28 protein-coding genes and 1 riboswitch are annotated in these 25,385 nt (G+C 45.0%); of the genes, 26 read left to right on the top strand and 2 right to left on the bottom strand.

The annotated features are described in order from the left end of the window. Positions 1-18 precede the first annotated feature (18 nt). Positions 19-150: riboswitch (FMN riboswitch) on the top strand. Positions 151-362: 212 nt separating this feature from the next. Further along, positions 363-944 (top strand): ECF transporter S component, encoded by a 582-nt coding sequence (locus ACFPRA_RS05270; protein WP_381431460.1) that lies wholly within the window; start codon positions 363-365, stop codon positions 942-944. A gap of 206 nt (positions 945-1,150) precedes the next feature. Here ACFPRA_RS05270 and ACFPRA_RS05265 read toward each other — a convergent pair whose 3' ends face one another. Beyond that, positions 1,151-1,402: a ferredoxin gene (locus ACFPRA_RS05265; protein WP_239388660.1), complete on the bottom strand. Its 252-nt coding sequence runs from the start codon at positions 1,400-1,402 to the stop codon at positions 1,151-1,153. Positions 1,403-1,510: 108 nt separating this feature from the next. On the opposite strand from ACFPRA_RS05265, the gene ACFPRA_RS05260 reads away from it, so the two are divergent. From ACFPRA_RS05260 to ACFPRA_RS05240, 5 genes are all read left to right on the top strand, one after another. Further along, positions 1,511-2,551, top strand: a complete 1,041-nt coding sequence (locus ACFPRA_RS05260) for a YpbB family protein (RefSeq protein WP_381431457.1) — start codon at positions 1,511-1,513, stop codon at positions 2,549-2,551. After that, a complete protein-coding gene (locus tag ACFPRA_RS05255; RefSeq protein WP_381431455.1) occupies positions 2,551-4,023 on the top strand; it encodes a RecQ family ATP-dependent DNA helicase in 1,473 nt (490 codons plus the stop codon). The genes ACFPRA_RS05260 and ACFPRA_RS05255 overlap by 1 nt, the downstream gene beginning before the upstream one ends. Before the next feature lie 135 nt (positions 4,024-4,158). Beyond that, entirely contained in the window at positions 4,159-4,854 is a 696-nt protein-coding gene (locus ACFPRA_RS05250; RefSeq protein WP_381431453.1) for a LysM peptidoglycan-binding domain-containing protein, read from the top strand. A gap of 104 nt (positions 4,855-4,958) precedes the next feature. Next, the gene (locus ACFPRA_RS05245; protein ID WP_381431451.1) at positions 4,959-5,768 is read left to right on the top strand and encodes a metallophosphoesterase; all 810 of its coding nucleotides are present in this window, start codon (positions 4,959-4,961) and stop codon (positions 5,766-5,768) included. A 3-nt stretch (positions 5,769-5,771) separates the two neighbouring features. Next, complete coding sequence (locus ACFPRA_RS05240) at positions 5,772-6,746, top strand: YpdA family putative bacillithiol disulfide reductase (protein ID WP_381431449.1); 975 nt, start codon at positions 5,772-5,774, stop codon at positions 6,744-6,746. 110 nt (positions 6,747-6,856) lie between these two features. Here the strand turns inward: ACFPRA_RS05240 and ACFPRA_RS05235 are convergent, their stop codons facing one another. Beyond that, positions 6,857-7,798: an asparaginase gene (locus ACFPRA_RS05235; protein WP_381431447.1), complete on the bottom strand. Its 942-nt coding sequence runs from the start codon at positions 7,796-7,798 to the stop codon at positions 6,857-6,859. 63 nt (positions 7,799-7,861) lie between these two features. Here ACFPRA_RS05235 and prsW point away from each other — a divergent pair, with 63 nt between their 5' ends. From prsW to ACFPRA_RS05135, 20 genes are all read left to right on the top strand, one after another. Then, positions 7,862-8,545, top strand: coding sequence for a glutamic-type intramembrane protease PrsW (gene prsW / locus ACFPRA_RS05230; RefSeq protein WP_381431445.1), 684 nt, complete (start codon positions 7,862-7,864; stop codon positions 8,543-8,545). A 113-nt stretch (positions 8,546-8,658) separates the two neighbouring features. Further along, positions 8,659-9,420, top strand: a complete 762-nt coding sequence (gene sleB / locus ACFPRA_RS05225) for a spore cortex-lytic enzyme (protein WP_381434736.1) — start codon at positions 8,659-8,661, stop codon at positions 9,418-9,420. Between the two features lie 94 nt (positions 9,421-9,514). Then, on the top strand, positions 9,515-10,801 hold the full coding sequence (locus ACFPRA_RS05220) for a PepSY1/2 domain-containing protein (protein ID WP_381431443.1): 1,287 nt from the start codon (positions 9,515-9,517) through the stop codon (positions 10,799-10,801). A gap of 81 nt (positions 10,802-10,882) precedes the next feature. Further along, positions 10,883-11,524 carry a flagellar brake protein gene (locus ACFPRA_RS05215; RefSeq protein ID WP_381431441.1) on the top strand — a complete coding sequence of 214 codons (642 nt, stop codon included), beginning with the start codon at positions 10,883-10,885 and terminating at the stop codon, positions 11,522-11,524. 103 nt (positions 11,525-11,627) lie between these two features. After that, a complete protein-coding gene (gene cmk / locus ACFPRA_RS05210) occupies positions 11,628-12,305 on the top strand; it encodes a (d)CMP kinase (protein ID WP_381431440.1) in 678 nt (225 codons plus the stop codon). Further along, the gene (locus tag ACFPRA_RS05205; protein ID WP_381431438.1) at positions 12,302-12,883 is read left to right on the top strand and encodes a lysophospholipid acyltransferase family protein; all 582 of its coding nucleotides are present in this window, start codon (positions 12,302-12,304) and stop codon (positions 12,881-12,883) included. Before cmk ends, ACFPRA_RS05205 begins: the two co-directional genes overlap by 4 nt. An 82-nt stretch (positions 12,884-12,965) precedes the next feature. Then, a complete protein-coding gene (rpsA, locus tag ACFPRA_RS05200; RefSeq protein WP_381431436.1) occupies positions 12,966-14,108 on the top strand; it encodes a 30S ribosomal protein S1 in 1,143 nt (380 codons plus the stop codon). Between the two features lie 339 nt (positions 14,109-14,447). Next, complete coding sequence (gene der, locus ACFPRA_RS05195) at positions 14,448-15,758, top strand: ribosome biogenesis GTPase Der (protein WP_381431433.1); 1,311 nt, start codon at positions 14,448-14,450, stop codon at positions 15,756-15,758. Positions 15,759-15,790: 32 nt separating this feature from the next. Beyond that, positions 15,791-16,810, top strand: a complete 1,020-nt coding sequence (locus tag ACFPRA_RS05190) for an NAD(P)H-dependent glycerol-3-phosphate dehydrogenase (RefSeq protein ID WP_381431432.1) — start codon at positions 15,791-15,793, stop codon at positions 16,808-16,810. A 116-nt stretch (positions 16,811-16,926) separates the two neighbouring features. Beyond that, complete coding sequence (locus ACFPRA_RS05185) at positions 16,927-17,121, top strand: DUF2768 domain-containing protein (RefSeq protein WP_381434733.1); 195 nt, start codon at positions 16,927-16,929, stop codon at positions 17,119-17,121. Next, on the top strand, positions 17,121-17,843 hold the full coding sequence (locus ACFPRA_RS05180; protein WP_381431430.1) for a hypothetical protein: 723 nt from the start codon (positions 17,121-17,123) through the stop codon (positions 17,841-17,843). The genes ACFPRA_RS05185 and ACFPRA_RS05180 overlap by 1 nt, the downstream gene beginning before the upstream one ends. A gap of 76 nt (positions 17,844-17,919) precedes the next feature. Further along, a complete protein-coding gene (gene spoIVA, locus ACFPRA_RS05175; RefSeq protein WP_381431428.1) occupies positions 17,920-19,398 on the top strand; it encodes a stage IV sporulation protein A in 1,479 nt (492 codons plus the stop codon). 181 nt (positions 19,399-19,579) lie between these two features. Beyond that, entirely contained in the window at positions 19,580-19,852 is a 273-nt protein-coding gene (locus ACFPRA_RS05170) for an HU family DNA-binding protein (protein WP_239388627.1), read from the top strand. 474 nt (positions 19,853-20,326) lie between these two features. Further along, positions 20,327-20,896 (top strand): GTP cyclohydrolase I FolE, encoded by a 570-nt coding sequence (gene folE, locus ACFPRA_RS05165; protein ID WP_381431426.1) that lies wholly within the window; start codon positions 20,327-20,329, stop codon positions 20,894-20,896. Between the two features lie 69 nt (positions 20,897-20,965). Beyond that, on the top strand, positions 20,966-21,190 hold the full coding sequence (mtrB, locus tag ACFPRA_RS05160) for a trp RNA-binding attenuation protein MtrB (RefSeq protein ID WP_381431424.1): 225 nt from the start codon (positions 20,966-20,968) through the stop codon (positions 21,188-21,190). 50 nt (positions 21,191-21,240) lie between these two features. After that, positions 21,241-21,966: a heptaprenyl diphosphate synthase component 1 gene (locus ACFPRA_RS05155; protein ID WP_381431422.1), complete on the top strand. Its 726-nt coding sequence runs from the start codon at positions 21,241-21,243 to the stop codon at positions 21,964-21,966. Between the two features lie 93 nt (positions 21,967-22,059). After that, positions 22,060-22,758 carry a demethylmenaquinone methyltransferase gene (locus ACFPRA_RS05150; RefSeq protein ID WP_381431421.1) on the top strand — a complete coding sequence of 233 codons (699 nt, stop codon included), beginning with the start codon at positions 22,060-22,062 and terminating at the stop codon, positions 22,756-22,758. Between the two features lie 23 nt (positions 22,759-22,781). Beyond that, complete coding sequence (locus ACFPRA_RS05145) at positions 22,782-23,756, top strand: polyprenyl synthetase family protein (protein WP_381431419.1); 975 nt, start codon at positions 22,782-22,784, stop codon at positions 23,754-23,756. 84 nt (positions 23,757-23,840) lie between these two features. Beyond that, the gene (gene ndk, locus ACFPRA_RS05140) at positions 23,841-24,287 is read left to right on the top strand and encodes a nucleoside-diphosphate kinase (protein ID WP_381431417.1); all 447 of its coding nucleotides are present in this window, start codon (positions 23,841-23,843) and stop codon (positions 24,285-24,287) included. A 188-nt stretch (positions 24,288-24,475) separates the two neighbouring features. Next, positions 24,476-25,246, top strand: a complete 771-nt coding sequence (locus ACFPRA_RS05135; protein ID WP_381431414.1) for a CheR family methyltransferase — start codon at positions 24,476-24,478, stop codon at positions 25,244-25,246. The last annotated feature ends 139 nt before the right edge of the window (positions 25,247-25,385 follow it).

Below are 25,385 nucleotides of genomic sequence, written 5' to 3'. Positions count from 1 at the left end.
TAGAATAAAAAAATATTGATTCATCTTCGGGGCAGGGTGAGATTCCCGACCGGCGGAAATGGAAGACTATCTTCTTAGCCCGCGAGCTTAACAGCTGATTCCGGTGAGATTCCGGAGCCGACAGTATAGTCTGGATGGGAGAAGGTGAAGGTGCGGCCGTCTTTTTTGTGTTGATTACGAAAAAAGAGTGCTTATTTAAATGTGGATTAAAACAGAGATAGCCATCTCTTTTTAGTACATTTTTTTAAAGATACCTTTCTTTCCCTGAAGCTTGTTTAGCTTTGGGGATTTTTTGTTAGACACATGATGACGGAACGGCCTTTCCTCTTTGTGAAGTGAATCGCAAAAGGAGAGAGGAACAAATGCAGAACAACAAATTGCGGAGGATGATCCTCATCGCGATCCTTGGAAGTATTGGTACTGTGCTGATGCAGTTCAATTTTCCATTGCCGGCATTACCATCATTCTTGAAAATCGATTTCGGAGAAATTCCGGCGGTATTGGCAGTCATGACAATGGGACCTGTTGCCGGCATCGGTGTCGAACTCATTAAAAACGTTATGCACTGGTTTTTGTCGGGGAGTCCGACTGGTGTGCCAGTTGGCGAAATGGCAAACTTGGCCACAGGTATTCTTTTCATCATGCCGATCTATTTCATCTTCAATAAGTTCCAGACGGCTAAAGGGCTGACGATGGGGCTGGTTGCAGGAACGGCAGCGATGGCTATTGGTATGACGGTATTGAACTATTTTGTATTTTTGCCGATGTACACGTATTTCATGAATTTCCCTGCAATGGTAGGCAATGAATTGACAACCTATATCGTATTAGGTGTACTACCTTTTAACTTGATCAAAGGAATCATGCTGATGATCATTACGGTCTTGTTATTCAACAGCATGAAAAAATGGATTACCCAACAACGCACACAATTGATGGCTTAAATATAGAAGCACATGTCACCAGAAATGGTACATGTGCTTTTTTCAATAAGAAAATAAGAAAAACCGCCCCACATCGTCGGAACGGTCATTCTTATCGTCTAGGCTGCTCGGGTCATAAGTCAGCCCGACTGTGAGGCAAAAAGCGCCTCACAGTCGGTCCGTCTTATGCCTGTCGCCCTTGACCAAGGTGCTTGCGCTTTTGTTTATCAGTCTTCGTATTTTAGCGGGTCACCCTCAAATGGGGCATCCGCGATTTTAATCGAATCGGTTGGGCAGCCGTCGAATGCATCTTCAAGGTCTTCCATGAGTTCTTCTGGAACTTCCGTGTTACCCATGTTATCATCTAAAATAACATAAGCGATTCCTTCGTCGTCGTAATCATAAATATCTGGGGCAGCCGCACCGCATGCTCCGCAAGCGATACATGTATCCTGATCGACGATTGTATATTTAGGCATACTCTTTCTCTCCTCTTTTCTCCGTGCAAACAATTTACTTCATACTCCATTCTAATGATATTATCCGTAACTTTCAACAAAAACATCTAGTAAACGGGGGATTGCCTGATGGATCTTTCTACAATACTTTTAACAATCGTCAATAAAATGGATGGGGAACGTACGATTTACGCAGGTTACCATCTGCTCCGTGGAAAGCGTTCCGGCCAAACATTGCAAGACGTCGAATATTATGGAGTCAAGTCGTTTTTTGGGATTTTGCCCAAATTATCGATGGAACAATTTGAAGAAGCAGTTCGGCAATTGGAACAAGCGGGATATCTAGCGAAAAATGAAGATGCACTTGCGTTTGTGACAGAAAAAGGAAGAATAAGAGTGGATCAATGCCCTTCCTGTCAATTTAACGGTTGGGATTATAGAGGAAGAGAATGGATGTTTTTTGAGCGGTTGTCGCTCATTGTGCAAACCGTTTCGAATATTGGAGCTGGTGAAAGATCGTTTATGCCTATTCAAAAAGAACAGGCCATTCAAGATTTTGTGAAGGCCCTTCTTGTGAAGCAGCCGATCAGTGAGCCACAATTTGCGCAAAGTATTGCAAATGAACTGAAACGGAGTATTGTGCAAAGCGGGATGGACGAACTGCAAAAAACGATTTTGACACACCGCTTAAGCGGTTTTCGGATGACGGGATGGACATGGGATCAGTTGGCTGATCAATTGAAACGAAATTCGTTTGACATACGTCTACTATTTATAGAAAGTTTACATAGGTTGCTGACGGTCATTCATAAGTCCGACGATTTTCCTTTTTTACGGAAAGTTGCTGCAGATGTTAAAGTAACGAGTTATTTGACCGATTCTTCCGTGAAGACGAAACAGCTGTTTGAACGCGGAATGTCATTGGAGGAGATAGCGGAAGCCCGTAACTTGAAGTGTAGTACAATCGAAGATCATTTCGTGGAAATGTCCATCAATGATCCACAATTCCCGCTTACCCAATTTGTGTCAGAAGAACATGCTGCCGATGTAATCGCGAAAGTGAATGAACTAGGGACAAGGAGGCTGCGGATTCTTAAATCCGAATTCAGTACATTGTCTTATTTTCAACTTCGACTTATTCTCGGGGCTCGGACAGGAGGAAATCGGTGATGGACCTATACAAAGTATTAAAAGACCGATTCGGTTTTGAGCAGTTCAGAGCGGGACAGGAAGCGGTCATCCGCCATGTCCTCGCGGGGAATGATACGATCGCCATCTTGCCGACAGGAATGGGGAAATCCTTATGCTACCAACTGCCCGCCTATTTGTTGAATGGTACGGTATTGATCATATCACCACTCGTTGCCCTTATGGAAGATCAAGTGGCCATCATGAAAAAAAACGGTGAAAAGAGAGTCGTCGCCTTGAATTCATTTCTTTCCCATAGGGAGAAAAATCGGCTTCTCGGTGATTTGGCGAAATACAAATTCATATTCATCTCCCCAGAAATGTTAGGGCGCCATCAGGTGTTGCAACAACTACGCGCGATCGATTTGGCGCTGATTGTCGTGGATGAAGCCCATTGCGTTTCTCAATGGGGATTCGATTTCCGCCCGGATTATTTGAGGATCGGGACATTCTTTCAGGGATTGAAGCGACCGGCAATTCTCGCGTTGACGGCGACAGCGGACGATAAAGTGACGAATGATATTCGCTCCTATTTGCAACTGAATTCACCTGTCGTTCATCGGGAATCCGTAGATCGACCGAATATTTCTTATAACATGCTCCAAGTCGATAATGATGCCGCGAAAACAGAATGGATCAAAGCGAGGCTCCTGTCCACGACGGGCCCGGGAATCATCTATGTTTCATCACGTAAACGGGCGGATGCGCTAGCCGAAATTTTACAAGAAGCTGGGATTGCGACGGCTGCCTATCATGCAGGAAAAGGCCAGGAAGACCGGGCGTTCATCCAAGAGCAATTCATTAACGGAGAACTGAGTTGGATTTGTGCGACAAATGCATTCGGAATGGGTATACATAAAGACGATATCCGTCAAGTGATCCATGAGCATATACCGGCCATGATTGCGGGCTATGTGCAAGAAGTGGGAAGGGCTGGGCGGGATGGAGAACAGTCTGTCGTCACGTTATTGCACGCGCCGGAGGATATCACCAAAACGCGTTTCATTATGCAGGACGATATTCCACAAGAAGAAGAAATCCGATACTATGAAAAGTTACTGGGAGAAAATAAGCAGGCGGACGAAGCGGCAGAATGGGCCCGGATAAGCGAAACGGGAAAGCGTATCATAGACTATTATCGAGAGCGGATGTCACTCGAGGAAGTCATTGCCCAAATGCGTGAATTAATTCGCGATAAAGAGCACCAATTGGAGCAGATGGTCCGGATTGTCCATGCAGAACAATGCGTCCGTGAACAATTGCTAGCGTATTTTGGGGAAAGGAAGACATGGCAACCGGAATTTTGCTGTTCGAATTGCGATCATGCGCAGCCGTTGCTGAAAAAAGGCCTTGAAATGCCCGATTCTACCAAAACGCTTATGCGCTGGGAGGAGAGGTTGGGCCTTTTACTAGAGAGACAGATTGATGGGGAAACGGCTCGTTCCAGTCAATAATAACAATGCCGGCATTGAGCGTATAGGCGGAAAGACTAGAAACAAGCCACTAATTATATACAAAGGCGTATTTGATTTTTAAGACAAAATTCGTCATAATGAAAGGACAGCACGATGTGATAGGAGAATGTAGCGATGAAAAAGGATGATTATAAAACTGAATTCGAGGAACATCGGAAGGAAATCAGTTTAGACGATAGTCACGATGCCGGCAACCTTCCATCTCGTGCCGAATTGCATAGAAAAGGCCGAAAACCAAAAAAGAAATCGGGCCATCTATTGATCAATGTGATTCTTGGTCTATTCACACTTATTCCAGTTCTCATCTTAGTATACTTTCTTTCAGATTTCTATTTACCGGAAGATAGTACCAAAGCAAAAGTAGAAAAAGAAAACTCCGGGTCTATTTACGAAATCAACAATAAGAATGACAATGAAAAGTCGGATGCCGCTTCAGTGAAAAAGGAAGATGAAGCGAGCAAAGAATCAAACAAGGATACAGACAAGGATACAAATAAGGTTGATACGGGGACGGTTGCCAAGCAGGATCAGGGGAAAACGACCGCACCAAAAGTAGAAGAGAAATCTGAAGAGAAAGCTGAAAAGAAACCGGTTGTGAATGTCAATCCGACACCTGAAAAGAAGCAGGAAGTCGAAACCGAACAAAAAACGTCTGCCAAAACGCATATTGTGGCCAACGGTGAAAATCTGTATCGGATAGCGTTGAAACATTACGGCTCTGGTTCAGAGGCGGATATCGAAAAGATTAGACGCGCGAACGGGCTGGCTTCGAATGAAATCAGAGTGGGACAGAAACTATCGATCCCTTGATGGATGACACAACCTTGTAAAAGGGCAAAGTAGCTTGCTTTGCCTTTTTCTCGGCTAGACTTCAGGCGTCTAAACAGGCGCCCTATGCTATCGTTCAATGGAAGGTGGGTTTCGTTACGTTAACGAAAATAGTAGGAATAGCATCTTCGATTCTGATCGGGTTGCTTGGTTTTATGTTTGTTTATGCGCGGCAACGGAATGTCATCATGCACGAAATCGATGATCGTCAAGTGAGCGATGATAATGAAAAACAACTCAATGTGTTTTTCATTTCTGACATCCACCATCGTAAGATTGATGAAAAACTGTTAGAAAAAGTCCGGAATGGATTAGCAATCGATTTGGTCATTATTGGCGGGGATCTTGCCGAACGAGGGGTTCCGCTGTCAAAAATTGATCGGAATGTCCGAAACTTATCGCTTCTCGGTCCAATCTATTATGTATGGGGAAATAATGACCGCGAAGTTGGGGAACAAGAAATAAGAGCGATTCTTGCCCGGCATGGCGGAAGAATTTTAGATAATGAAAATACAGTGATTCCAGGCCATCCTACATGGGGGATTTGCGGAACCGATGATCCATCAAGCCAAAATGTCGATATTGCCGCAGCTCTCCGTTATATTGATAAGTATGAGCGAGTCATTGTTGTGACGCATACACCTTCCTTGTTCCGGAAAATCGAGCCCTTGTATAAGCCGCGTCTCTTGCTTGCCGGGCATACGCATGGCGGACAAATTCGTTTTGGCCGTTTCGGTATAGCGGAGAAAGGGGCTTTCCAGGACAGTGGGGATAGCGCGAAACTGATCAGCAATGGATACGGGACATCGAGCTTGCCCTTACGGTTCGGTGCTGCGCCAGAAAGTCATTTCATTTCAATCCGTTATTCGGAAACGGTACCAAAGGAGTGCAACTAGAAAATGGTTCAAACAGATGTCATCATTGTCGGTGGCGGGCCATGTGGGCTTTCCGCTGCTATCGAAATACAAAAGACGGGACGAAATGTAGTCGTTATTGAAAAAGGGAATATTGTCAATTCGATCTATAATTACCCCACTCACCAGACGTTTTTCAGTTCCAGTATAAAATTATCGATCGGGGACATCCCTTTCATCACAGCAAAAGAAAAACCGAAACGCAATGATGCGCTTGTGTATTATCGCGAAGTGGTAAAGATGAAAAACATCCATATCAATAGTTTCGAAAAGGTGGAAAATGTCGTCAAAGAAAACGATGGCTTCCGTGTTATCACGGATAAAGCAGAATATAGCGCGACGAATGTAGTCATTGCGACAGGCTACTACGACAATCCGAATAAACTGGAAGTGGAAGGGGCAGAGCTACCGAATGTTTATCATTACTTCAAGGAAGCCCATCCCTTTTTCGGAAAAAAAGTCCTCGTGATTGGCGGGAAAAACTCTGCAGTAGACGCCGCATTGGAATTGGAACGTGCGGGTGCGGCTGTAACGGTCGTCTATCGTGGTGCAGACTATTCCCCGAGCGTAAAGCCGTGGATTTTGCCGGGCTTTGATAGCCTTGTCAGGAACGGGGCAATCGATATGCATTTTAACGCCACTGTGAAGAAAATTACGGAAAAAACCGTTGTCATCGAAAAAGATGGAAAGACTTTTGAAATTGAAAATGATGATGTTTTCGCCATGATCGGTTATCATCCGGATCATACTTTTTTGCGGAAAATCGGTATCGATATCGATGCATCGAGCGGTATCCCGTCTTTTGATGAAGAGACGATGGAGACGAATGTGGAAGGGCTGTATATCGCGGGAGTAATTGCGGCGGGGAATAACGCCAATCAGATTTTTATCGAAAACGGCAGATTTCACGGAGAGCAAATCGCCCGTGCGATCACGGGACAAAAAGTAATGAACAGTTGATGTGTATGCAACACTAATCAGTATGAATAAGACTACCTATCAAACAGTTTGTTGCTGTTTGATAGGTAGTCTTTTTTCAAATGTCCATCTAGATATAGTAGAGCGATACCTTATTCCTGTGCACAAAGTTCAAGTAGAAGTTTGATCCGTGCTTTTTGACCGCTTAACCCGTGTTCAAATCGGACACCCATTTTTTGGAGCATTTTCCCGCCACCTTCATAAGCATAACTCGCTTCCGCGACACCGTTAAAACAGCGTGATACGAGGACGATCGGGATTTTTTTATCCAACAGGGTTTGAATAACTGTCATCAATGCAGGTGGGACGTTCCCTTGACCAAGCCCTTCCAACACGACTCCGTCATAGCCGAGAGCAGGAATCATTTCAAGAAGCTCGCCCTCCATCCCTGCATAGATTTTGAACATGGCCACTTTTTTATCGATCGACCGGATCGGGAGGTAAGTTCGTGATAAAGGTGCATGGTGAAAATAGACAGCGGTTTTTGTAACGATGCCGATCGGCCCATATTGCGGACTTTGAAATGTGGACACGCTGCTACTATGTGTCTTTGTCACACTTGTCGCTGTATGGATTTCATCGTTCAAGACGACGAGAACCCCTTTCTCGCCAGCTTCATCTGTACTGGCGACCCGGACTGCCGCCATGAGGTTATAAACACCATCCGACCCGACCTCATTTGACGATCGCATGGCACCCGTCAAGACGATGGGAAGGGTATAATTCGTAGCAAGCTCCAAGAAATACGCCGTTTCTTCCAACGTATCCGTGCCATGGGTAATGACAATCCCATCAAATTGCTGATTGGCCAACTGCTCGTTTATCGTTGAAACAAGCATAAGCATCTTTTGGGGAGTAATATGAGGTGATGGTAAATTGAAGGCTTCCACTTCGGTAATATGAGCGAATTGTTGGATTTTGTCAATTTCCTTCAGCAGAGGATTAGCCTCGCTTAAGATGACGCCGCCTGTTTCCGCATGCACTTGCATAGAAATGGTGCCACCTGTGTGGATCACTAAAATATTTTTCTTCATATACGTTACCTCCAAATAATAGGAAATTCATGTTATAATGAGACGGAATGGGGGGAGCCATCTATGTTCATCTTGCTTACCGTAGCGATTGCACCGGGATTGGCGCTTTTCAGTTATTTCTATTTACGGAAGCAGATTGCGAAAGAACCGTCACGTACATTATTCCATACATTTCTATATGGGGCTATCATGACTTTTCCGATCCTGTTCATCCAGCATGTTTTCGAAGAAGAAAATGTGTTTGCTAATAGCTTTTTACGGAATGTCATCTTCACCAGTGGCATCGAAGAATTTTTTAAATGGCTAATCCTATTGATTGCCATTTATCGTCATGTCGAATTTGAGGATGCTTATGATGGGATTCTTTATGGTGCAAGTGTCTCGCTCGGTTTTGCGACTGTTGAAAATATCATATATTTGCTTTCTTTCGGTATGGACACGGCTTTTCTCCGCGCCTTATTACCTGTCTCGAGCCATGCCTTATTTGGTGTGGTCATGGGCTATTATTTCGGTAAAGCGAAATTTGCCATAGAGGCGGATATTAACCGTTATTTATTTTTGGCGTTCCTTGCATCATACGGCTTGCACTTCATCTATAATGCCATTTTGACAGTATCCGATTTATGGCTTTACTTAATCATTCCGTTCATGTTGTTCCTTTGGTGGTTCAGCTTGACGCGAGTGAAATATGCCCATATGTTTGCGATGCAGCAATTCAGACGCAAAGCTAACACGAATATGAAATAGATCCGATCCGGCGAAAGCCGGATCTTTTCTTTTTTTTACATAATAAAATTCATCACTTAGGACAAACTGTAGAAAAAGGAGGAATGAAGTTGAAGAAAATGATGATTCGCTTGATGGCAGCCATTCTTCTTCTAGGGAGTGCCTATGCCACTTCACCAATAAAAATTGGAGCGTTCAGTTCGCAAGAAATTGCACGGGGCGCTTACGGTGATGATGTAATTGAATTGCAGGCGAGGCTTCAATACATCGGATATTATACCGGAACGATCGATGGGAAATTCGGTTATGGTACTTATTGGGCATTGCGCAACTTCCAAGAAAAATTTGGCTTGCCGGTAGACGGGATTGCAGGAGCCAAAACAAAAAAGAAGCTGGCTGATGCATCGGAATACGATGAGAAGTTTGTCAAAGATAACTTGAATAAGGGAAACAAGTTTACCACATACGGTAACAAACCATTAGAATCCCAAGTTTCAAAAGGCGCTGGTAAGAAAGAAAACATCCAGTTACCTGGAAAATATTCGGAACAAGACCTCAGACTGATGGCCAATGCGGTTTATGGAGAGGCTCGGGGAGAACCGTATGAAGGCCAAGTTGCAGTAGCCGCAGTCATTTTAAATCGGGTCGAACATCCTGACTTTCCGGATACTGTCGGCGGCGTGATTTTCCAACCGCTTGCCTTCACCGCTGTTGCGGATGGACAGATTTGGTTGGAGCCGAATGAGCGTGCTAAACAGGCTGTACTTGATGCGATTAACGGTTGGGATCCTTCCGAAAATGCCATCTATTATTTTAATCCGATCACCGCAACGAGCAAGTGGATTTGGAGCCGTCAACAAATTAAGAAAATCGGCGCGCATATTTTTTGCATCTAATGACCACCATCATACGCAATGATGGATGGGCAACGGAAGGAGGAAAGGCGAAATTTCTCGGATCGTTGTCATTTCGAAGAAGTTTTGCCAAATTATGAAAAAGACGCTGTTTGTACTTGTTTATGCATTTGCAGTATTAGCGATTTTTGCCTATGGAAAAACGGTTGACAATGAAAAACTTTCGATTGCGCTTAGCAACCAATATGCGAACAATATGACGGATGCATCGAAAAAACTCCAAGAGTTGGAAACGGCGGTCCAGAAAACATTATTGTTCAATGAAGCAGAAGGGTCTTCCAAAGCTCGTGAAGACATTTGGAGATTGAGTGCAGATATCAAAAATTCGGTCGCTTCCTTACCCCTTGACCAAAGTTTCACTACCTCATGGATGAACTATCTCGGACGGCTTGGAAATTACGCCAAGGAAGCGGACCAAGCGAAAGAGCATAGCGATTACCATAAAGTGATGGCCAATGCATCCAAGAACTTACGTAATTTAGCGGAAGAATGGGAAGTGGCAACAGTCGGTTTAGTGAATGGCCGCTTGTCGATGGATGAATGGCAAAGCCATTTAGACGCGACTAAATCTGATCATGATTGGGCCGGAATGGGAACGATGGTGAAACAGTATACCGAAAGTGATTTTCCTTTGACGGCAAGCGAATCGGATTCGATGAAAAAGAAAGACTTGAAGAATCTAAAAGATCCGAAAGTGACAAGTGAGGAAGCAATCGATCGATTTAGAAAACTGTTTCCTGGCGTTTCCAATGAAATCATCGGAGTCGAAACGAGCCAACCGGGTGCTCCCTATCCGTTTTATCATATCCGTTTCGCCGAGAATCAATCGGTCGGTTATATCGATATTACGGAAAAAGGGGGACATGTCCTTTCCTATTTATCGGAAAGACCTCATAGCAAAGAGAGTCTGCCTTTTGAAGATATCAAAAGGAAAACAGAGGCCTTTTTAAAGGAGGCAGGCTACACAGATGTTGTCTATGAAGAATCCAGGGAAAACCATACAGCCTGGCATTTCGTCTATGTCCGTGTAGAACCTGAATACAAGGCAAAAGTATTTTCTGATGTTATTCACCTAAAAGTGGCGAAAGATACGGGAGAAATCGTTGGATTGGATGCGTCCGAATATATCCGCGAAGAAAAAACGGTTTCACAACCGATCCGTGAGTTTGACTGGAAAACATACTTCCATTCGGATGTCAATATCGTCAAAGAAGAACTGGCGTATGTGGAAAATGACCAGCTTGAACAACGTTTGTCTTACTATTTGACTGTTACAAAGGAAGAACATGGTGAAATCGGCACTTATGTAGTCATCGTTGATACGGAAACAGGCGAAGTGATCAAAACGGAAAGATTGGAATAAGTCTTTTGAAAAACACCATTGGAAAAACCACTTTTTCATGACATAATGAGAGCAGTAGTGAAAAAGACGGTGGGTGTTTATATGTTACTTTCGATAGGGACAATTATTGTGATCGATCAGGATTTTACAAAAGACAGTGAAAAGTTTAAAAGTAAAGTGGTCGACATGGGTGGAGATTTTATCATGATTGATTACCCAACACATATCGAGACAGGACGAACGGCATTTTTTTTAGATGGCGTCCAACTGCATATCACCTTTACAGATAACCAAAAAATATCTTATGCCTTTGAGACAGAGGTAATCGGTCGATTGAACAAAGGAATCCCGATGCTGAAGTTGAAATATCCAGGTGACGATCAGCTGATCAAAATTCAAAGACGTGAATTTGTACGGGTGGAATATGCAATCGATGTGGCGATTCAAAAAGAAGGGCTCTACAGTCAATACGTCGCCGAGGATTTGAGTGCAGGCGGCATTGCAATCCGGATATCGGAAAAAGAGAACTTCCAACAGGGAGAGATTCTCTCCTTGCTCATCGTCCTGCCTTTTGTCAATCAGGATATTAAATATGTTCGTGCGGAGGCGTCCGTCGTCAGGACGTGGGAGAAAAATGGACGGAATATCGTTTCTTTGAAATTTGAAGAGATCGGTCAGAGTGAACGTCAGGCGATCATCCGATTCTGTTTCGAGCGACAGCTACAGTTAAGGAATATTGAATAGAAATTGATCTAATTGGGAAAGGGGAAAAGTCTGCGTGAATAGGACTTTTCCTCTTTCTTTATGTTACAATGTTGTCGAATCGACTACGGGGGTAGATGGAATAATGAATGGAAAGATTAAGATTGCCATTGACGGACCTGCCGCGGCAGGGAAAAGTACAATCGCAAAAAGAATTGCAGAAAAATTAGGCTATACGTATATCGATACGGGGGCCATGTATCGAGCACTTGCGTACAAAGCATTGCGCTACAACATAGATACGACGAATGGAGAAGAACTGGAGCGTTTGCTGAAGGAGACGGATATCATTTTGTCCCCGACATCGGATGGGCAAGCGGTCATCGTGGATGGACAGGATGTATCTGAAGAAATTCGATCGGCTGAAGTGACTGCAAACGTTTCCGCTGTAGCTCTCCATATGGGGGTCCGCCAATTGATGGTGGATAAGCAACGTCAGCTTGCCGATGGGATGGGCGTCGTCATGGATGGCCGGGATATCGGGACAGCTGTGTTACCGAATGCCGAGCTGAAAATCTTCATGACGGCCTCTGTTGAAGAAAGAGCGATCCGCCGCCACTTGGAAAATGAAAAGCGTGGAATCGCAACAGATCTAGAACGATTGAAGGCGGAAATTTCTGAACGGGATCGGATGGATAGTGAACGGGAAATTTCTCCACTAATGCAAGCGGAAGATGCTATCTTACTGGATACGACAGCGTTGTCCATCGAGGAAGTTGTCGATCGGATTCGGGAACTTGCGGAAAAGAGGTTGGGCGCATGAATTTATATCCTTTGGGGAAATTTCTATGCAGCGTCATCTTTAAACCGCTCTACCGGGTAAAAGTCATCGGCAGAGACCATTTTCCGAAAGAGGGTGGCGTTCTTTTATGCACGAATCATATTGATAATTTTGACCCGCCGGTTGTCGGTATAGCTTGCCCGAGGGATGTCCATTTCATGGCGAAGGAAGAATTGTTTTCGGTACCGGTACTGAAAACAGTACTACCAAAAGTGAAAGCTTTCCCGGTAAAACGGGGGATGAGTGACAGGGAAGCATTCCGTAAAGTGTTAAAAATTCTCAAGTCGGGTGAAGTCGTCGGTCTCTTTCCGGAAGGGACGAGAAGCACGACAGGAGAATTGGGGCCCGGACTTGCGGGCGCTGGATTTTTTGCTCTTAAAGGTGATGCGGTCGTCATGCCTTGTGCGATCATCGGCCCTTATAAGCTATTCAAACCATTGAAAGTTGTCTACGGGAAACCGATTGATATTGCGCCTTACAGAGAAAGGCGTGCATCTTCCGAAGAAGTGACGGAAGTGATCATGACGGAAATCCGGAAGCTCATCGAACAAAATAAATGATTGGAATAAGGGTAAATTTTTGTTTTTATGAATAGATTCGCATAATATAGAAGTAGGATTCTTTATGGAGGAGGACTACATAATGACTGAAGACATGAACTTGGAAGTAACAAACAACTACAACGAGGGTGACCGTGTCACTGGAAAAGTGACAAAAATTGAAGATAAATCGGTGACTGTTGAAATTTCAGGTGCACCATTTGATGGTGTGATTCCGATTAGTGAACTGTCAAGCCTGCATATCGAGAAAGCTTCAGATGCAGTTGCAGAGGGAGATGAGCTTGAACTCATCATTATGAAAGTGGAAGAAGACAATTACGTGCTTTCAAAGCGGAAAGTCGATGCAGAGAATGCATGGGGCGCATTGGAAGAGAAGTTCAACAATAAGGAAACCATTGAAACAGAAGTAAAAGACGTCGTCAAGGGTGGACTAGTCGTTGACCTTGGTGTCAGAGGTTTCATTCCTGCATCACTCGTGGAAGATTATTACGTGGAATCGTTCGAGGAGTATAAAGGACGGACGATGACGTTCAAGATCGTTGAAATGGACAAAGAGAAAAATCGTCTCATCCTTTCGCATCGCGCGGTTATTCAAGAAGAGAAAGAATCACAAAAAGAAGAGGTATTGGCAAACCTTTCAGAAGGTCAAGTGCTGGAAGGGACGGTTCAGCGGCTTGCATCATTCGGTGCTTTCGTAGATATCGGTGGCGTTGATGGACTTGTCCATATTTCACAATTGGCACATGATCATGTTGAAAAAGTGTCGGACGTCTTGAAGGAAGGGGACAAAGTGAATGTCAAAGTCCTTTCCATCGATCGGGATTCCGAACGGATTTCATTGTCCATCAAAGATACATTACCTGGACCTTGGGAAGGGATCGAGGAAAAGGCACCGAAAGGATCAGTTCTGACAGGGACTGTCAAGCGACTCGTATCCTATGGTGCATTCGTGGAAGTGTTCCCAGGCGTTGAAGGTCTCGTGCATATTTCCCGTATCTCCCATCAGCATATCGGTACGCCGCATGAAGTGTTACAGGAAGGCCAGACAATCGAAGTTAAAGTATTGGATGTCAATACGGACGAGAAGCGTCTCTCTTTAAGCATCAAGGACTTGGTCGAAAAAGAGGACAACAATACTTACGACGAATATGAAATGCCAGAAGAAGCATCCGGCTTCTCCTTTAGCGACGTCATTGGCGATCAGCTGAAAAAGTTTTCGAAATAACGGAAAATGGAAAGTCTGGATGAAATATAGCTGCTTACTTTGAAAAGCTCAGACAAGGATGATGGTGCTTCTACGGGCGCCATCATCTTTTTTGGGTGCTCTGGGCTTTTTTGTTTGTCCAGGCTTCGGGCGTTAGATGCTCGGGTCATAAGTCAAGCCGACTCTGTGGCAAAAACCGCCACGCCGTGACTCGTCTTATGCCTGAGGCCCGCACGATGCGGGTTATGCAGTCGTTGCGACAGGACGTCGCGTACTTAGACTGCAATCCTATAATAAGCGAGCGCCCTACGCTTTTCTGTTGTATACTATGTAAAGAATTAGCTGGAAGGATGTATGATGATGACAAAACCAACAGTGGCGATCGTCGGTAGGCCGAACGTCGGAAAGTCGACGATTTTCAACCGAATCGTAGGAGAACGTATCTCGATTGTAGAAGACGTTGCGGGGGTTACACGTGACCGTATTTATAGCTCAGCCGATTGGCTTAACTACGATTTCAACCTGATTGATACAGGAGGAATCGATATCGGCGATGAGCCTTTTCTTGAGCAAATCCGTTTGCAGGCAGAAATTGCGATCGATGAAGCGGATGTGATCATATTTTTAACAAATGGCCGTGAAGGTGTTACAGATGCGGATGAGCAAGTCGCTAAAATTTTATACAAAACAAAAAAACCTGTCGTTCTAGCCGTGAATAAAATCGACAATCCCGAAATGCGGGATATGATTTATGACTTTTACTCACTCGGTTTTGGCGATCCCTATCCGATCTCCGGATCCCACGGACTGGGTCTTGGCGATCTACTCGATGAGGTGGCTAAAAATTTTCCGGCAACGGACGCAGATGCAATCGAAGATGATGTCATTCGTTTTTCATTGATCGGCAGACCGAACGTCGGCAAATCCTCATTGGTTAATGCATTGCTTGGGGAAGAAAGGGTTATCGTCAGTGATGTTGCAGGCACGACGACGGATGCCATTGATACCTCTTATATATTTGAAGACCAAAAATATAGAATTATCGATACAGCGGGCATGCGTAAAAAGGGGAAAGTGTATGAGAACACAGAGAAGTATAGTGTGCTGCGTGCACTCAGAGCGATTGAACGCTCCGATGTTGTCCTCATTGTGCTGAACGGAGAAGAAGGCATCCGCGAGCAAGACAAGCGGATTGCCGGGTATGCGGAAGAGGCAGGGAAAGGTGTTATGATTGTCGTCAATAAATGGGATGCAGTGGAAAAAGACGATAAGACAATGAATGCTTTTGTAGCGGATATCCGAGATAATTTCCAGTTTCTGGAGTATGCGCCCATCGCTTTTGTCTCTGCGAAAACGAAACAGCGGGTGCACGGTCTATTTGATAAAATCCGTATGATCAGTGAAAATCATGCCCTTCGTATACAATCAAGCGTGTTGAATGAAGTGATTGAAGATGCGGTCGCTCGGAATCCTGCTCCAACTGACAAAGGCCGTCGCCTGCGTATTTACTATACGACACAAGTATCGGTCCAACCACCGACATTTGTCGTCTTCGTGAACGAACCTGAGCTGATGCATTTCTCATATGAGCGCTTCTTGCAAAACCGGCTACGGGAATCATTCGGCTTTGAAGGGACCCCGATTCGGCTCATTACACGTGCTAGAAGCTAATCGGTGTTGCCAAGGAAAGGATGGATGAGGATATGGAAAAAGTAACGGTAATCGGTGCCGGTAGCTGGGGAACGGCAATTGCTTTTATCCTGGCTGAAAATGGACATGATTGTCTGCTATGGGCGAGACGTTCCGAACAGGCTGAAGAAATAGACAAGAAGCATACAAATCACGCTTATTTACCGGGTGTGTCATTGCCCGGTAATTTACGGGCGACCTCTGATTTGAAGGCTGCTGTCGAACATGGGGATACGCTTGTCATCGCTGTTCCTACAAAGGCAATCCGTGACATCTGTGCTGAAGTGAATGCGATGGAAATCGATGCCAAATTACTGGTACACGTCTCGAAAGGCATTGAGCCGGATTCGTTGAAGCGGATATCCGAGATGATCGACGAGGAATTGGCTCCTTCGAAAAAGAAGTCTATTGTCGTGCTTTCAGGGCCGAGCCACGCGGAAGAAGTGGTGCTCCATCATCCGACGACTGTGACAGCGGCGTCTACCGATCTGGCAGCTGCGGAAAAGGTGCAGGATTTATTCATGAACCAGTATTTCCGTGTTTACACAAACAATGATATCGTCGGTGTTGAAATTGGCGCAGCTCTTAAAAATGTCATTGCGCTTGCTGCGGGCATTTCCGACGGACTCGGCTATGGTGATAATGCCAAGGCAGCGCTTATCACCCGGGGATTGGCGGAAATCTCGCGACTCGGCGTGAAAATGGGGGCAAATCCGCTGACATTCTCCGGATTGACGGGGCTGGGCGATCTAATTGTCACTTGTACAAGCGTCCATTCGCGCAATTGGAAAGCCGGCAATATGCTTGGCCAAGGGAATAGCTTGGAGGAAGTCATCTCAGGCATGGGGATGGTCATTGAAGGGGTCAGAACAGCGAAAGCGGCCCATCAGCTTGCTCGGCGTTATGAAGTGTCCATGCCGCTTACAGAGGCATTATACGCTATTTTATTCAATGATGTTGATCTTAAAGAAGCGGTCGATCAATTGATGACGCGGATGAAGAAGCAAGAAATGGAAGATCTGTTTGGAAAATGATCATCTTTTCACTTGATCCGCTCAGGTGTTAACACCGTCCGGATCAAGTGATGTCTCCGGCGCAGGATACCGGGACAAAACTGAATTATACGAAAGGTGGGCTTCGTTTGTCCTCGATGGATAAAATGTGGCTCTCATTCTATGCAATGGGATTCATGGTCATTTCTATGGGTCTCATTTATGCGAGTCGCCATAAATTAAAAAATCGCTTACTAAAATTTATCTTCGCTCTCATTGCTTATGCGCTGTTGATATTTTCATTTTTAGCAATGGTCTATCTTGTATTTAACGGACCGACAGGAGGGGCATAATGGACATGAAGGTGAAATATTCTCGGTTGGCTGTCATCCTGTCCGTTATTGTACTTCTTGCTGGTTGTATGTATCCAGGAGAGGATAACGCAGGAAAAGAAATCGCATATGCCGATCAATTGGAAGTGATCCAGAAAGCGGTCGATGCGTATCAGAAAAATACGGGGGGATTATTGCCGATCAAAACCCGTGACATGGATACGGATATTTATATTAAATATCCGATAGAATTTGGAAAAATCGTTCCTGCCTATACGGAAAAGATACCGACAAATGCTTATGAAAACGGCGGGATTTATCAATATGTCCTGATGGATGTGGAGACAGATCCGACAGTGAAACTCGTCGATTTGCGTTCGGCTGAACGGATCCGCGAGTTGAATTTGCGGAAAAACATTAATGGGCGTGTGCCATTCAACGAGCCTGTTGGGGAATTTGTCTATACGGTCGATTTCGAGGCGATGGGCTTCAAAGAGCCGTTGACGGTTCCGAGTCCGTATTCGGATGCACTATTGCCGATCGTGATTGGTGGGGATGGGCATTTTTATATCGACTATTCTATCGATCTGAACCGTATATTGGAAGAACAGCAACCGGATGTGCAGGAAGGGGAGGATATTCGCTATCTATTAGCAGACGATTATCCCGTTTTACCAGCATATTCATTGCCTTATACGGTAGATGACAACAACGAACCGATCTTTATGAAGGTAACAAAATGAAAAACGTTTCATGCTTCGCGCATGAAACGTTTTTCTATTACATAAAGTAATATGCGCAGATAAAGGAGGGCGATGGATGAAAGAGGAATTGTATGAGAATCTGGCTAGACGTACGGACGGTGATATTTACATTGGTGTCGTTGGCCCGGTACGTGTTGGAAAATCCACGTTCGTGAAAAGGGTTATGGAAGAAGTCGTCATTCCGAATATGACGGAAGCGTCAGATCGGATGCGTGCGCAGGACGAACTGCCGCAAAGTTCACCAGGCCCGGTTATCATGACAGCGGAACCGAAATTTGTACCCGCACAAGGGACATCGGTATCTGTAGGGGACGGTGATTTGAATTTCCAGATCAGACTTGCCGATTGTGTAGGTTATGTCATAGATGGCGTGAAAGGGTATGAGGATGAAGACGGTCCGAAATACGTGCATACGCCGTGGCATAATGAACCGATCCCGTTTGAGGAAGCTGCTCGTATCGGGACGGATAAAGTGATCCGGGACCATTCCACGATCGGGATTGTTGTCACGACAGATGGGACCGTCAATAACATCCCGCGGGCAGCAGCCCAAGTGGCGGAAGCGGAAATTATTGAAAAGTTGAAGGACATCGGAAAGCCTTTTGTCATTGTGTTGAACTCGAAAATGCCCGCCAATGACAGAACGGTCGCATTGAAACAAGAATTGCATGAGACGTATGGAGTGCCGGTCATTGCAATTAGTGCTGATCAGTTGAATGCACAGGAAATCCAGCTCATTTTGAAAGAAGCACTTTATGAATTTCCGATTTCGGATATCGAGTTGCAGAAGCCCGATTGGATGGATGTACTTGGCAACGAGCATGAATTGAATGCCAATATCGATAGGGTCATCAATGAAGGCTTTCTCGAAGTCTCAAAGATCCGTAAAGTGCAAGAGCTTGCGGAGCGTTTGAAAGGTGAAAAATATGTCCGGAATGCCGAAGTGATCGAAGTGGATCCTGGCAAGGGCAAGGCGATCATTAAAATTGATATGGAAGAACAAGCATTCCGTGAAATTTGTGAGTCGATCATGGGACAGGAAATCGGAACGAAGAAGGATTGGCTACTATTCGTCCAAGAGGCGGCCAAAGCGAAGAAGTCTTATAACTTGTACTCCGAAGCGATTGAGACGGCACGCAAGAGCGGCTACGGGGTCGCACTTCCAACGATTGAAGACTTCAATCCGACCGCCCCGGAACTGATCAAACAAAATAACTTTTTCGGTGTGCGCATGAAAGCAACCGCACCATCTCTCCACATCATCCGGGTGGATATGGAAGCGGAATTTTCACCGCTCATCGGATCGGAATTCCACAGCCATCATCTGTTGAAAGAATTGAAAAATGCCTACTTGCATGATCGGGAAGCGCTGTGGGAAACGCAGCTTTTCGGAACGCCTCTTCATGAAGTCATGAAGGAAAGTATCCGTTTTAAGACGGCGTCCGTCCCACAAACTGCACGGAAACGCCTTCGTGAAACAATTGAACAAATGGTTAACGATGGAAATAAAGGGATGATTACATTTATCGTGTAAAGGAAAAAGATCCGTCAATGGCGGATCTTTTCCTGTTATTTAGAGATAAATACCCAGTTCTGCACAAAACCGCGATAATATTGTTGCACCGCGGTTTTTCTTATGATACTCTTTTTACAGTATTGGACGCAATCGCGCTGAGGCGCAATTGACGGATTCCCTTTGAGAGGAGGTGAATGGTGTGAATAAAACAGAATTGATTAACTCTGTAGCTGAAGCAGCTGGTCTTACAAAGAAGGATGCTACTAAAGCTGTTGAAGCTGTATTCGATACGATCCAGTCGACTCTTGCGAAGGGTGATAAGGTACAACTGATCGGTTTCGGAAACTTCGAAGTCCGTGAGCGTGCAGCTCGTAAAGGACGTAACCCACAATCTGGGGAAGAAATCGACATCGCAGCAAGCAAAGTACCTGCATTCAAAGCAGGTAAGGCGCTTAAGGATGCGGTGAAATAAGCTTCAATTTTACATAGGGGTCCGTCCGTCGTATCTGTTCGCAAGATACATGGGACGGACTCCTTTACATAGGTGCCAGCTGCTACAATTCGAAGCATGCGAATTGTAGCAGCTGGCACCTTTAGGCGAACAGGGTTAGTGAACTGTACTGAAATAGGGGAGTATGCTACTATTCTTGATGGAATGGCTTTATCTTCATTCAGCGAGACACCTGCTGAATGAAGATAAAGCCTCCGGCGGATGTCACAGATTTTGATAGGAGTTAAAGGGAAGGCAGTCTAAGTTCGCGACGTCCTAAAAGGAAAGTGCCTTAATTTCTGCAAAGATCGCAGAAATACGGCAAATCGAACCCTTCGCTGTTCGATTCGCAACGACTGCATGACCTACTTCCAGTAGGCCTCAGGCTCGTTTCAAAATCTGGACGCAATTACGCCGAGGCGTATTTGATTTTGGTTTGAGGAGGATTCAGAATAGATGAGAGATGTTGATTATGAAAAAATAGAGAAGGCAGTGACAATGATCCTTGAAGCGATCGGTGAAGACCCCGAACGCGAAGGATTGATTGATACCCCTTCACGGGTCGCCAAGATGTATGCTGAAGTATTCGAAGGGTTGAATAAAGACCCGAAAGACTATTTCAAAACTGTTTTCAATGAAAATCATGATGAAGTGGTCTTGGTGAAGGATATTCCGTTCCATTCCATGTGCGAACATCATTTGGTTCCGTTCTTTGGACATGCACATGTTGCTTACATACCGCGGGATGGGGTTGTTGCCGGTTTAAGCAAATTGGCAAGAGCCGTCGAAACGACAGCTAGAAGACCTCAGTTGCAAGAGCGGATTACGTCAACTGTGGCCGATGCGATGATGGAAATGCTTAATCCTATAGGCGTTTATGTCGTCATCGAGGCGGAGCATATGTGTATGACGATGCGCGGGATCAAAAAACCCGGAGCTAAAACGGTGACGACCGTAGCAAGGGGAATTTATGAACACGATGATGTGAAACGCGCTGAAATCCTATCATTGATAAAAATGGATTGAGGTTTTTGCGGACACCTCCTTTTCTATGGTATGATGAAGACCGTATATGAACAGACAGGAGAGGTAAAGATGACACAACAATCCGATTATATCGTCATTAAAGCGAAAGAGGATGGCGTGAATGTCATCGGACTGACGAGGGGGAACAACACGAAGTTCCATCACACGGAAAAATTGGATGCCGGTGAAGTGATGATCGCACAGTTTACCGAACATACGTCAGCGATGAAAATACGCGGCAAAGCCGACGTTCATACTGCATATGGTGTCTTGTCAAGCGACACTAAAGAATAATTCGTCTTTGACATACTCTTCCGGAGACGTCTTTGAATGGAGATTCGACGATGGAAAGACAAAAAATGAAACAACATATCGAACACTATAGAGTTGAAGTCGAACAGGCGATTCACGAACCGATCGTCATTCGGGATGTCGGTCGGATGACGATCGACGACGCAAAAGCGTTTTTCACGCTTCTCCCATTACTCAATGGGGAAAGGTGGACAGATCCTATGAACCGGGCTGCTATCGCAGTCGGTGCGGTCCATGCGGCATTTGCTGCACACGATGCGATTGATGTATCGGATGCTACGTCCACCAGACAACAACTTACGGTGTTATCCGGTGATCATTTCAGCGGCATTCATTATCGGTTATTGGCATCGGTACCGGCATACGGCTTTATCCGTTCCCTTTCTGGAATGATTGGTCAGATAAACGAGATGAAAACGACATGCCACCACGAGCCGCCGAGTGGACCTGCTAAAATGATGAAAGCGGTCCGCGTTATTGAAGCGGGGTGCATTGCCGATTTTTTACATACATTCGGTTTCTCCCGATACGTCCCACTCGCTGAATCCGTATTGTCGCTTCTGCGTCTTGACAGTGTGCTGACAGAAGAGACAGGAAGCAGTGTGTATCATTTTTGGAATCCGGTTGATGTTGACCGATCGATGGTTACGTTTCAATCGGAATTGCAAGAAGCACTTGACACAGCGGTTTTCCTTGCGCCTTTTTTACAGCAAGAAATTATGAAGATGGCTACGTCGCTCCTGGGCAAACCGATTTGATTTCATGTCCGGATCGTGCGATTTTCCGCAACGCAGACGAAGCGGCAGTCATGATTACGCCGAGGCGTAATGGATAGAAAAGAGGTTTAAGACTTGGCACTATCAAAAGAAGAGAAGGTCCATAATGTTTTTGAAAAGATATCCGGTGACTATGATAAGATGAATTCCGTCATCAGTTTCAAGCAACATAAAAAATGGCGTGATGACATCATGGCGCGCATGAACGTACAAAAAGGGGACAAGGCGCTGGACGTCTGTTGCGGCACGGCCGACTGGACGATCGCCTTGGCGAATGCCGTAGGGCCCGCCGGAGAGGTGACGGGGCTCGATTTCAGTGAAGGGATGCTGGAAGCGGGACGACCGAAAGTACAAGCGTACCCGAATGTCAAACTCATACAAGGGAATGCCATGGAATTGCCGTTTCCGGACAATACATTTGATGTGGTCACGATCGGTTTCGGTTTGCGCAATGTACCGGATTATTTGACTGTTTTAAAAGAGATGAATCGGGTATTGAAGCCGGGTGGGATGATTGCCTGCTTGGAAACGTCTCAAACGGAGATCCCGGTTTATCGTCAATTATTCCGTTTTTATTTCAAGTTCATCATGCCGTTATTCGGAAAAATTTTTGCGAAAAGTTATCAGGAGTATTCATGGCTACAAGAATCCGCAGATGATTTTCCGGGGATGAAAGAGCTTGCCCAATTATTCACAGAAGCCGGTTTCGTCGATGTGTCCTATAAGCCGTACAGTGGCGGTGCGGCAGCGGGTCATGTAGGATACAAACAATAAGCATGCAGGGGAAGGTAATCGTTTTGGAGAAATTGAAGTTAATGACACTTTATGCTGATTTCCGCAAGGATCTCACTTATATAGAAAAGGAACTTGAACGATCCGTCAATTCATCTTCCCCGATCATCAGACAAGCATCATTGCATCTTCTCCGTGCAGGCGGAAAGCGGATTCGACCTATTTTCGTCATCTTGGCCTCTCAATTCGGTACGTATTCATTGGAAGATGTTGCAAAAGTGGCAGTTTCATTGGAATTGGTACATATGGGGTCACTTGTGCATGATGATGTGATCGATGATTCGGATATGCGCAGAGGTTTTAAAACGGTAAAAGCCCGCTGGGATAACCGGGTTGCGATGTATACAGGCGATTTCATCTTTGCACGGGCGCTTACTTCCATCGGGGAAATAGAGATTCCTGCAGTCCATGAATTGCTTGCTGAGACGATGCTTGAAATCTGTAAAGGCGAGATTATTCAAATCGATCATCAGCGGAGGACCGATCAGACTACGCGGGATTATTTGAGACGCATCAAACGGAAGACAGCTTTGTTGTTATCATCCAGTTGCGAATTAGGAGCACTCGTTTCCGGAGCAGAGCCTTCCATTGTTCGGAAATTGCGTCGTTTCGGCTATTTTGCAGGGATGGCTTATCAAATTATTGACGATATACTTGATATTATTTCGACGGATAAGGCGCTTGGGAAGCCGGCGGGCAGTGATCTGCTCAATGGCCATTTAACGTTGCCGATCTTTTTCATAAAAGACGACGAGGAGTTTCAACCATTCATGGCACGTGCGTTCGATGGCACATTGACGGAAACGGAACGTTTTGAAATGCTTGCCTATATTCGGAAAACGGGTGCCATTGAGAAAGCGCAGGCAGTCAGTGACCTGTATTTGGAAAAAGCGTTAGCTGAAATCGCTTCTCTTCCTGAAAACGATGCTAAAAAAGCATTTATGCAAATCTCGGCCTTTATTGGTAAGCGCAAATATTGATCGGCTAACAGTTGAAAGATCAGGCCCTGGATGGTACGATCGATAAGGGAAAATCCCTATACATACACGAAGGAGTGTTAATACATGGAAAGAACATTTTTAATGGTCAAGCCTGACGGCGTACAACGCAATTTAATCGGTGACATTGTCAGCCGTTTTGAAAGTAAAGGATATCAACTAGTAGGCGGAAAGCTTATGCAAATTTCACAAGAGCTTGCTGAGCAGCACTACGGTGAACATAAAGAGCGCCCGTTCTTCGGCGAACTTGTAGATTTCATCACTTCAGGTCCTGTTTTCGCTATGGTATGGGAAGGCGAAAACGTCATCTCAACTGCACGTCTTATGATGGGAGCGACAAACCCGAAAGAATCAGCACCTGGGACAATCCGCGGTGATTTCGCAGTGACTGTCGGAAAGAATATCATCCACGGTTCCGATTCACCTGAATCAGCAGTTCGCGAAATCGGTCTATTCTTCAAAGAAGAAGAGCTTGTCTCTTATGGAAAAACAATCAACAACTGGATTAACTAATCATTTAATCAAAAACAGCCATGCAGGTGAGCACGGCTGTTTTTTCATATCAAGTTTTCACATCCTGATACTGCACTTTTGTTTTCTTCTAGTCCCCAGACGTCTAAGCAGGCGCTCTACGCTTTTGTCCTTTCGAAACCATTTCCAATCCGTTATAATAAATAGAATATAGAAACGGAGGGGTTGGATTGCCGGATTATGCAACTTTTATCGGTAAGATTAAACAGAAAACGGGGATTGACCTGTCGCTCTATAAAGAAGCGCAGATGAAACGGAGACTCACTTCACTTTATGAAAAGCGGGGATTCCGGAATTTTATTGATTATTACGCTGCCATACATAAAGACCCCGTTTTACTTGAAGAGTTTCTTGATCGGATGACGATCAACGTCTCCGAGTTTTATCGGAACGCACAGCGGTGGGAAGTACTGGACAAAAAGATTTTACCGAAGCTTCTTTCCAACAACAAAAAACTGAAAATTTGGAGTGCGGCCTGTTCAACAGGGGAAGAACCGTATAGTCTCGCGATGGTATTATCTTCTCATGTGCCATTACGCGATATAGCCATCTTGGCAACCGATCTGGACGCGGGAGTCCTCAATCGGGCGAAAGTCGGTCTCTATCCGGAACGCGCATTGAAGGAAGTCCCCTCAGCAGTCGTCAACAAGCATTTTGTCAATGAAGGGCATTATTACCAAGTGAAAGATGACATTAAAAAAACCGTGAACTTTAAGCAGCATAACTTGTTGGACGACCGATACGATACGGGATTCGATTTGATCGTTTGCAGAAATGTGATGATTTACTTCACAGAAGAAGCGAAAGACCAGATTTACATGAACTTTTCCAAATCATTAAAGCCAGGTGGCATTCTTTTTGTAGGAAGCACAGAGCAGATTTTCAATCCCGCGAAATATGGATTTGAATCGGAAGATACTTTCTTTTATCGGAAGGTTTAACTTGCTTCAGCAAATCTTTTTGTACTGAAAGCGAAGCGTCGGCTACAGAAGTCCCCTGCTTCTATAAGTGGCGGGACGAATGCCAGAAATGCATTCAATTCAGTGGGGGTTCAAAATCCGAGGCATATCCATATGTTTT

Origin of the sequence: Sporosarcina soli (assembly GCF_042655805.1) — a bacterium.
GTDB classification, from domain to species: Bacteria; Bacillota; Bacilli; order Bacillales_A; family Planococcaceae; genus Sporosarcina; species Sporosarcina soli.
Note: the sequence above shows the minus strand (reverse complement) of the source record. Positions and strands in the feature narration are given on the sequence as shown.

Coding starts and splice junctions, on each gene's coding strand:
- ACFPRA_RS05220 (WP_381431443.1), top strand. CDS start 9,515: ATGAAAAAGACGCTGTTTGTACTTGTTTATGCATTTGCAGTATTAGCG.
- ACFPRA_RS05190 (WP_381431432.1), top strand. CDS start 15,791: ATGGAAAAAGTAACGGTAATCGGTGCCGGTAGCTGGGGAACGGCAATT.
- ndk (WP_381431417.1), top strand. CDS start 23,841: ATGGAAAGAACATTTTTAATGGTCAAGCCTGACGGCGTACAACGCAAT.
- ACFPRA_RS05250 (WP_381431453.1), top strand. CDS start 4,159: ATGAAAAAGGATGATTATAAAACTGAATTCGAGGAACATCGGAAGGAA.
- ACFPRA_RS05260 (WP_381431457.1), top strand. CDS start 1,511: ATGGATCTTTCTACAATACTTTTAACAATCGTCAATAAAATGGATGGG.
- ACFPRA_RS05180 (WP_381431430.1), top strand. CDS start 17,121: ATGGACATGAAGGTGAAATATTCTCGGTTGGCTGTCATCCTGTCCGTT.
- der (WP_381431433.1), top strand. CDS start 14,448: ATGACAAAACCAACAGTGGCGATCGTCGGTAGGCCGAACGTCGGAAAG.
- sleB (WP_381434736.1), top strand. CDS start 8,659: ATGGCAGCCATTCTTCTTCTAGGGAGTGCCTATGCCACTTCACCAATA.
- ACFPRA_RS05270 (WP_381431460.1), top strand. CDS start 363: ATGCAGAACAACAAATTGCGGAGGATGATCCTCATCGCGATCCTTGGA.
- rpsA (WP_381431436.1), top strand. CDS start 12,966: ATGACTGAAGACATGAACTTGGAAGTAACAAACAACTACAACGAGGGT.
- ACFPRA_RS05155 (WP_381431422.1), top strand. CDS start 21,241: ATGGAAAGACAAAAAATGAAACAACATATCGAACACTATAGAGTTGAA.
- ACFPRA_RS05240 (WP_381431449.1), top strand. CDS start 5,772: ATGGTTCAAACAGATGTCATCATTGTCGGTGGCGGGCCATGTGGGCTT.
- ACFPRA_RS05185 (WP_381434733.1), top strand. CDS start 16,927: ATGGATAAAATGTGGCTCTCATTCTATGCAATGGGATTCATGGTCATT.
- ACFPRA_RS05215 (WP_381431441.1), top strand. CDS start 10,883: ATGTTACTTTCGATAGGGACAATTATTGTGATCGATCAGGATTTTACA.
- folE (WP_381431426.1), top strand. CDS start 20,327: ATGAGAGATGTTGATTATGAAAAAATAGAGAAGGCAGTGACAATGATC.
- ACFPRA_RS05255 (WP_381431455.1), top strand. CDS start 2,551: ATGGACCTATACAAAGTATTAAAAGACCGATTCGGTTTTGAGCAGTTC.
- cmk (WP_381431440.1), top strand. CDS start 11,628: ATGAATGGAAAGATTAAGATTGCCATTGACGGACCTGCCGCGGCAGGG.
- spoIVA (WP_381431428.1), top strand. CDS start 17,920: ATGAAAGAGGAATTGTATGAGAATCTGGCTAGACGTACGGACGGTGAT.
- prsW (WP_381431445.1), top strand. CDS start 7,862: ATGTTCATCTTGCTTACCGTAGCGATTGCACCGGGATTGGCGCTTTTC.
- ACFPRA_RS05235 (WP_381431447.1), bottom strand. CDS start 7,798: ATGAAGAAAAATATTTTAGTGATCCACACAGGTGGCACCATTTCTATG.
- ACFPRA_RS05265 (WP_239388660.1), bottom strand. CDS start 1,402: ATGCCTAAATATACAATCGTCGATCAGGATACATGTATCGCTTGCGGA.
- ACFPRA_RS05205 (WP_381431438.1), top strand. CDS start 12,302: ATGAATTTATATCCTTTGGGGAAATTTCTATGCAGCGTCATCTTTAAA.
- mtrB (WP_381431424.1), top strand. CDS start 20,966: ATGACACAACAATCCGATTATATCGTCATTAAAGCGAAAGAGGATGGC.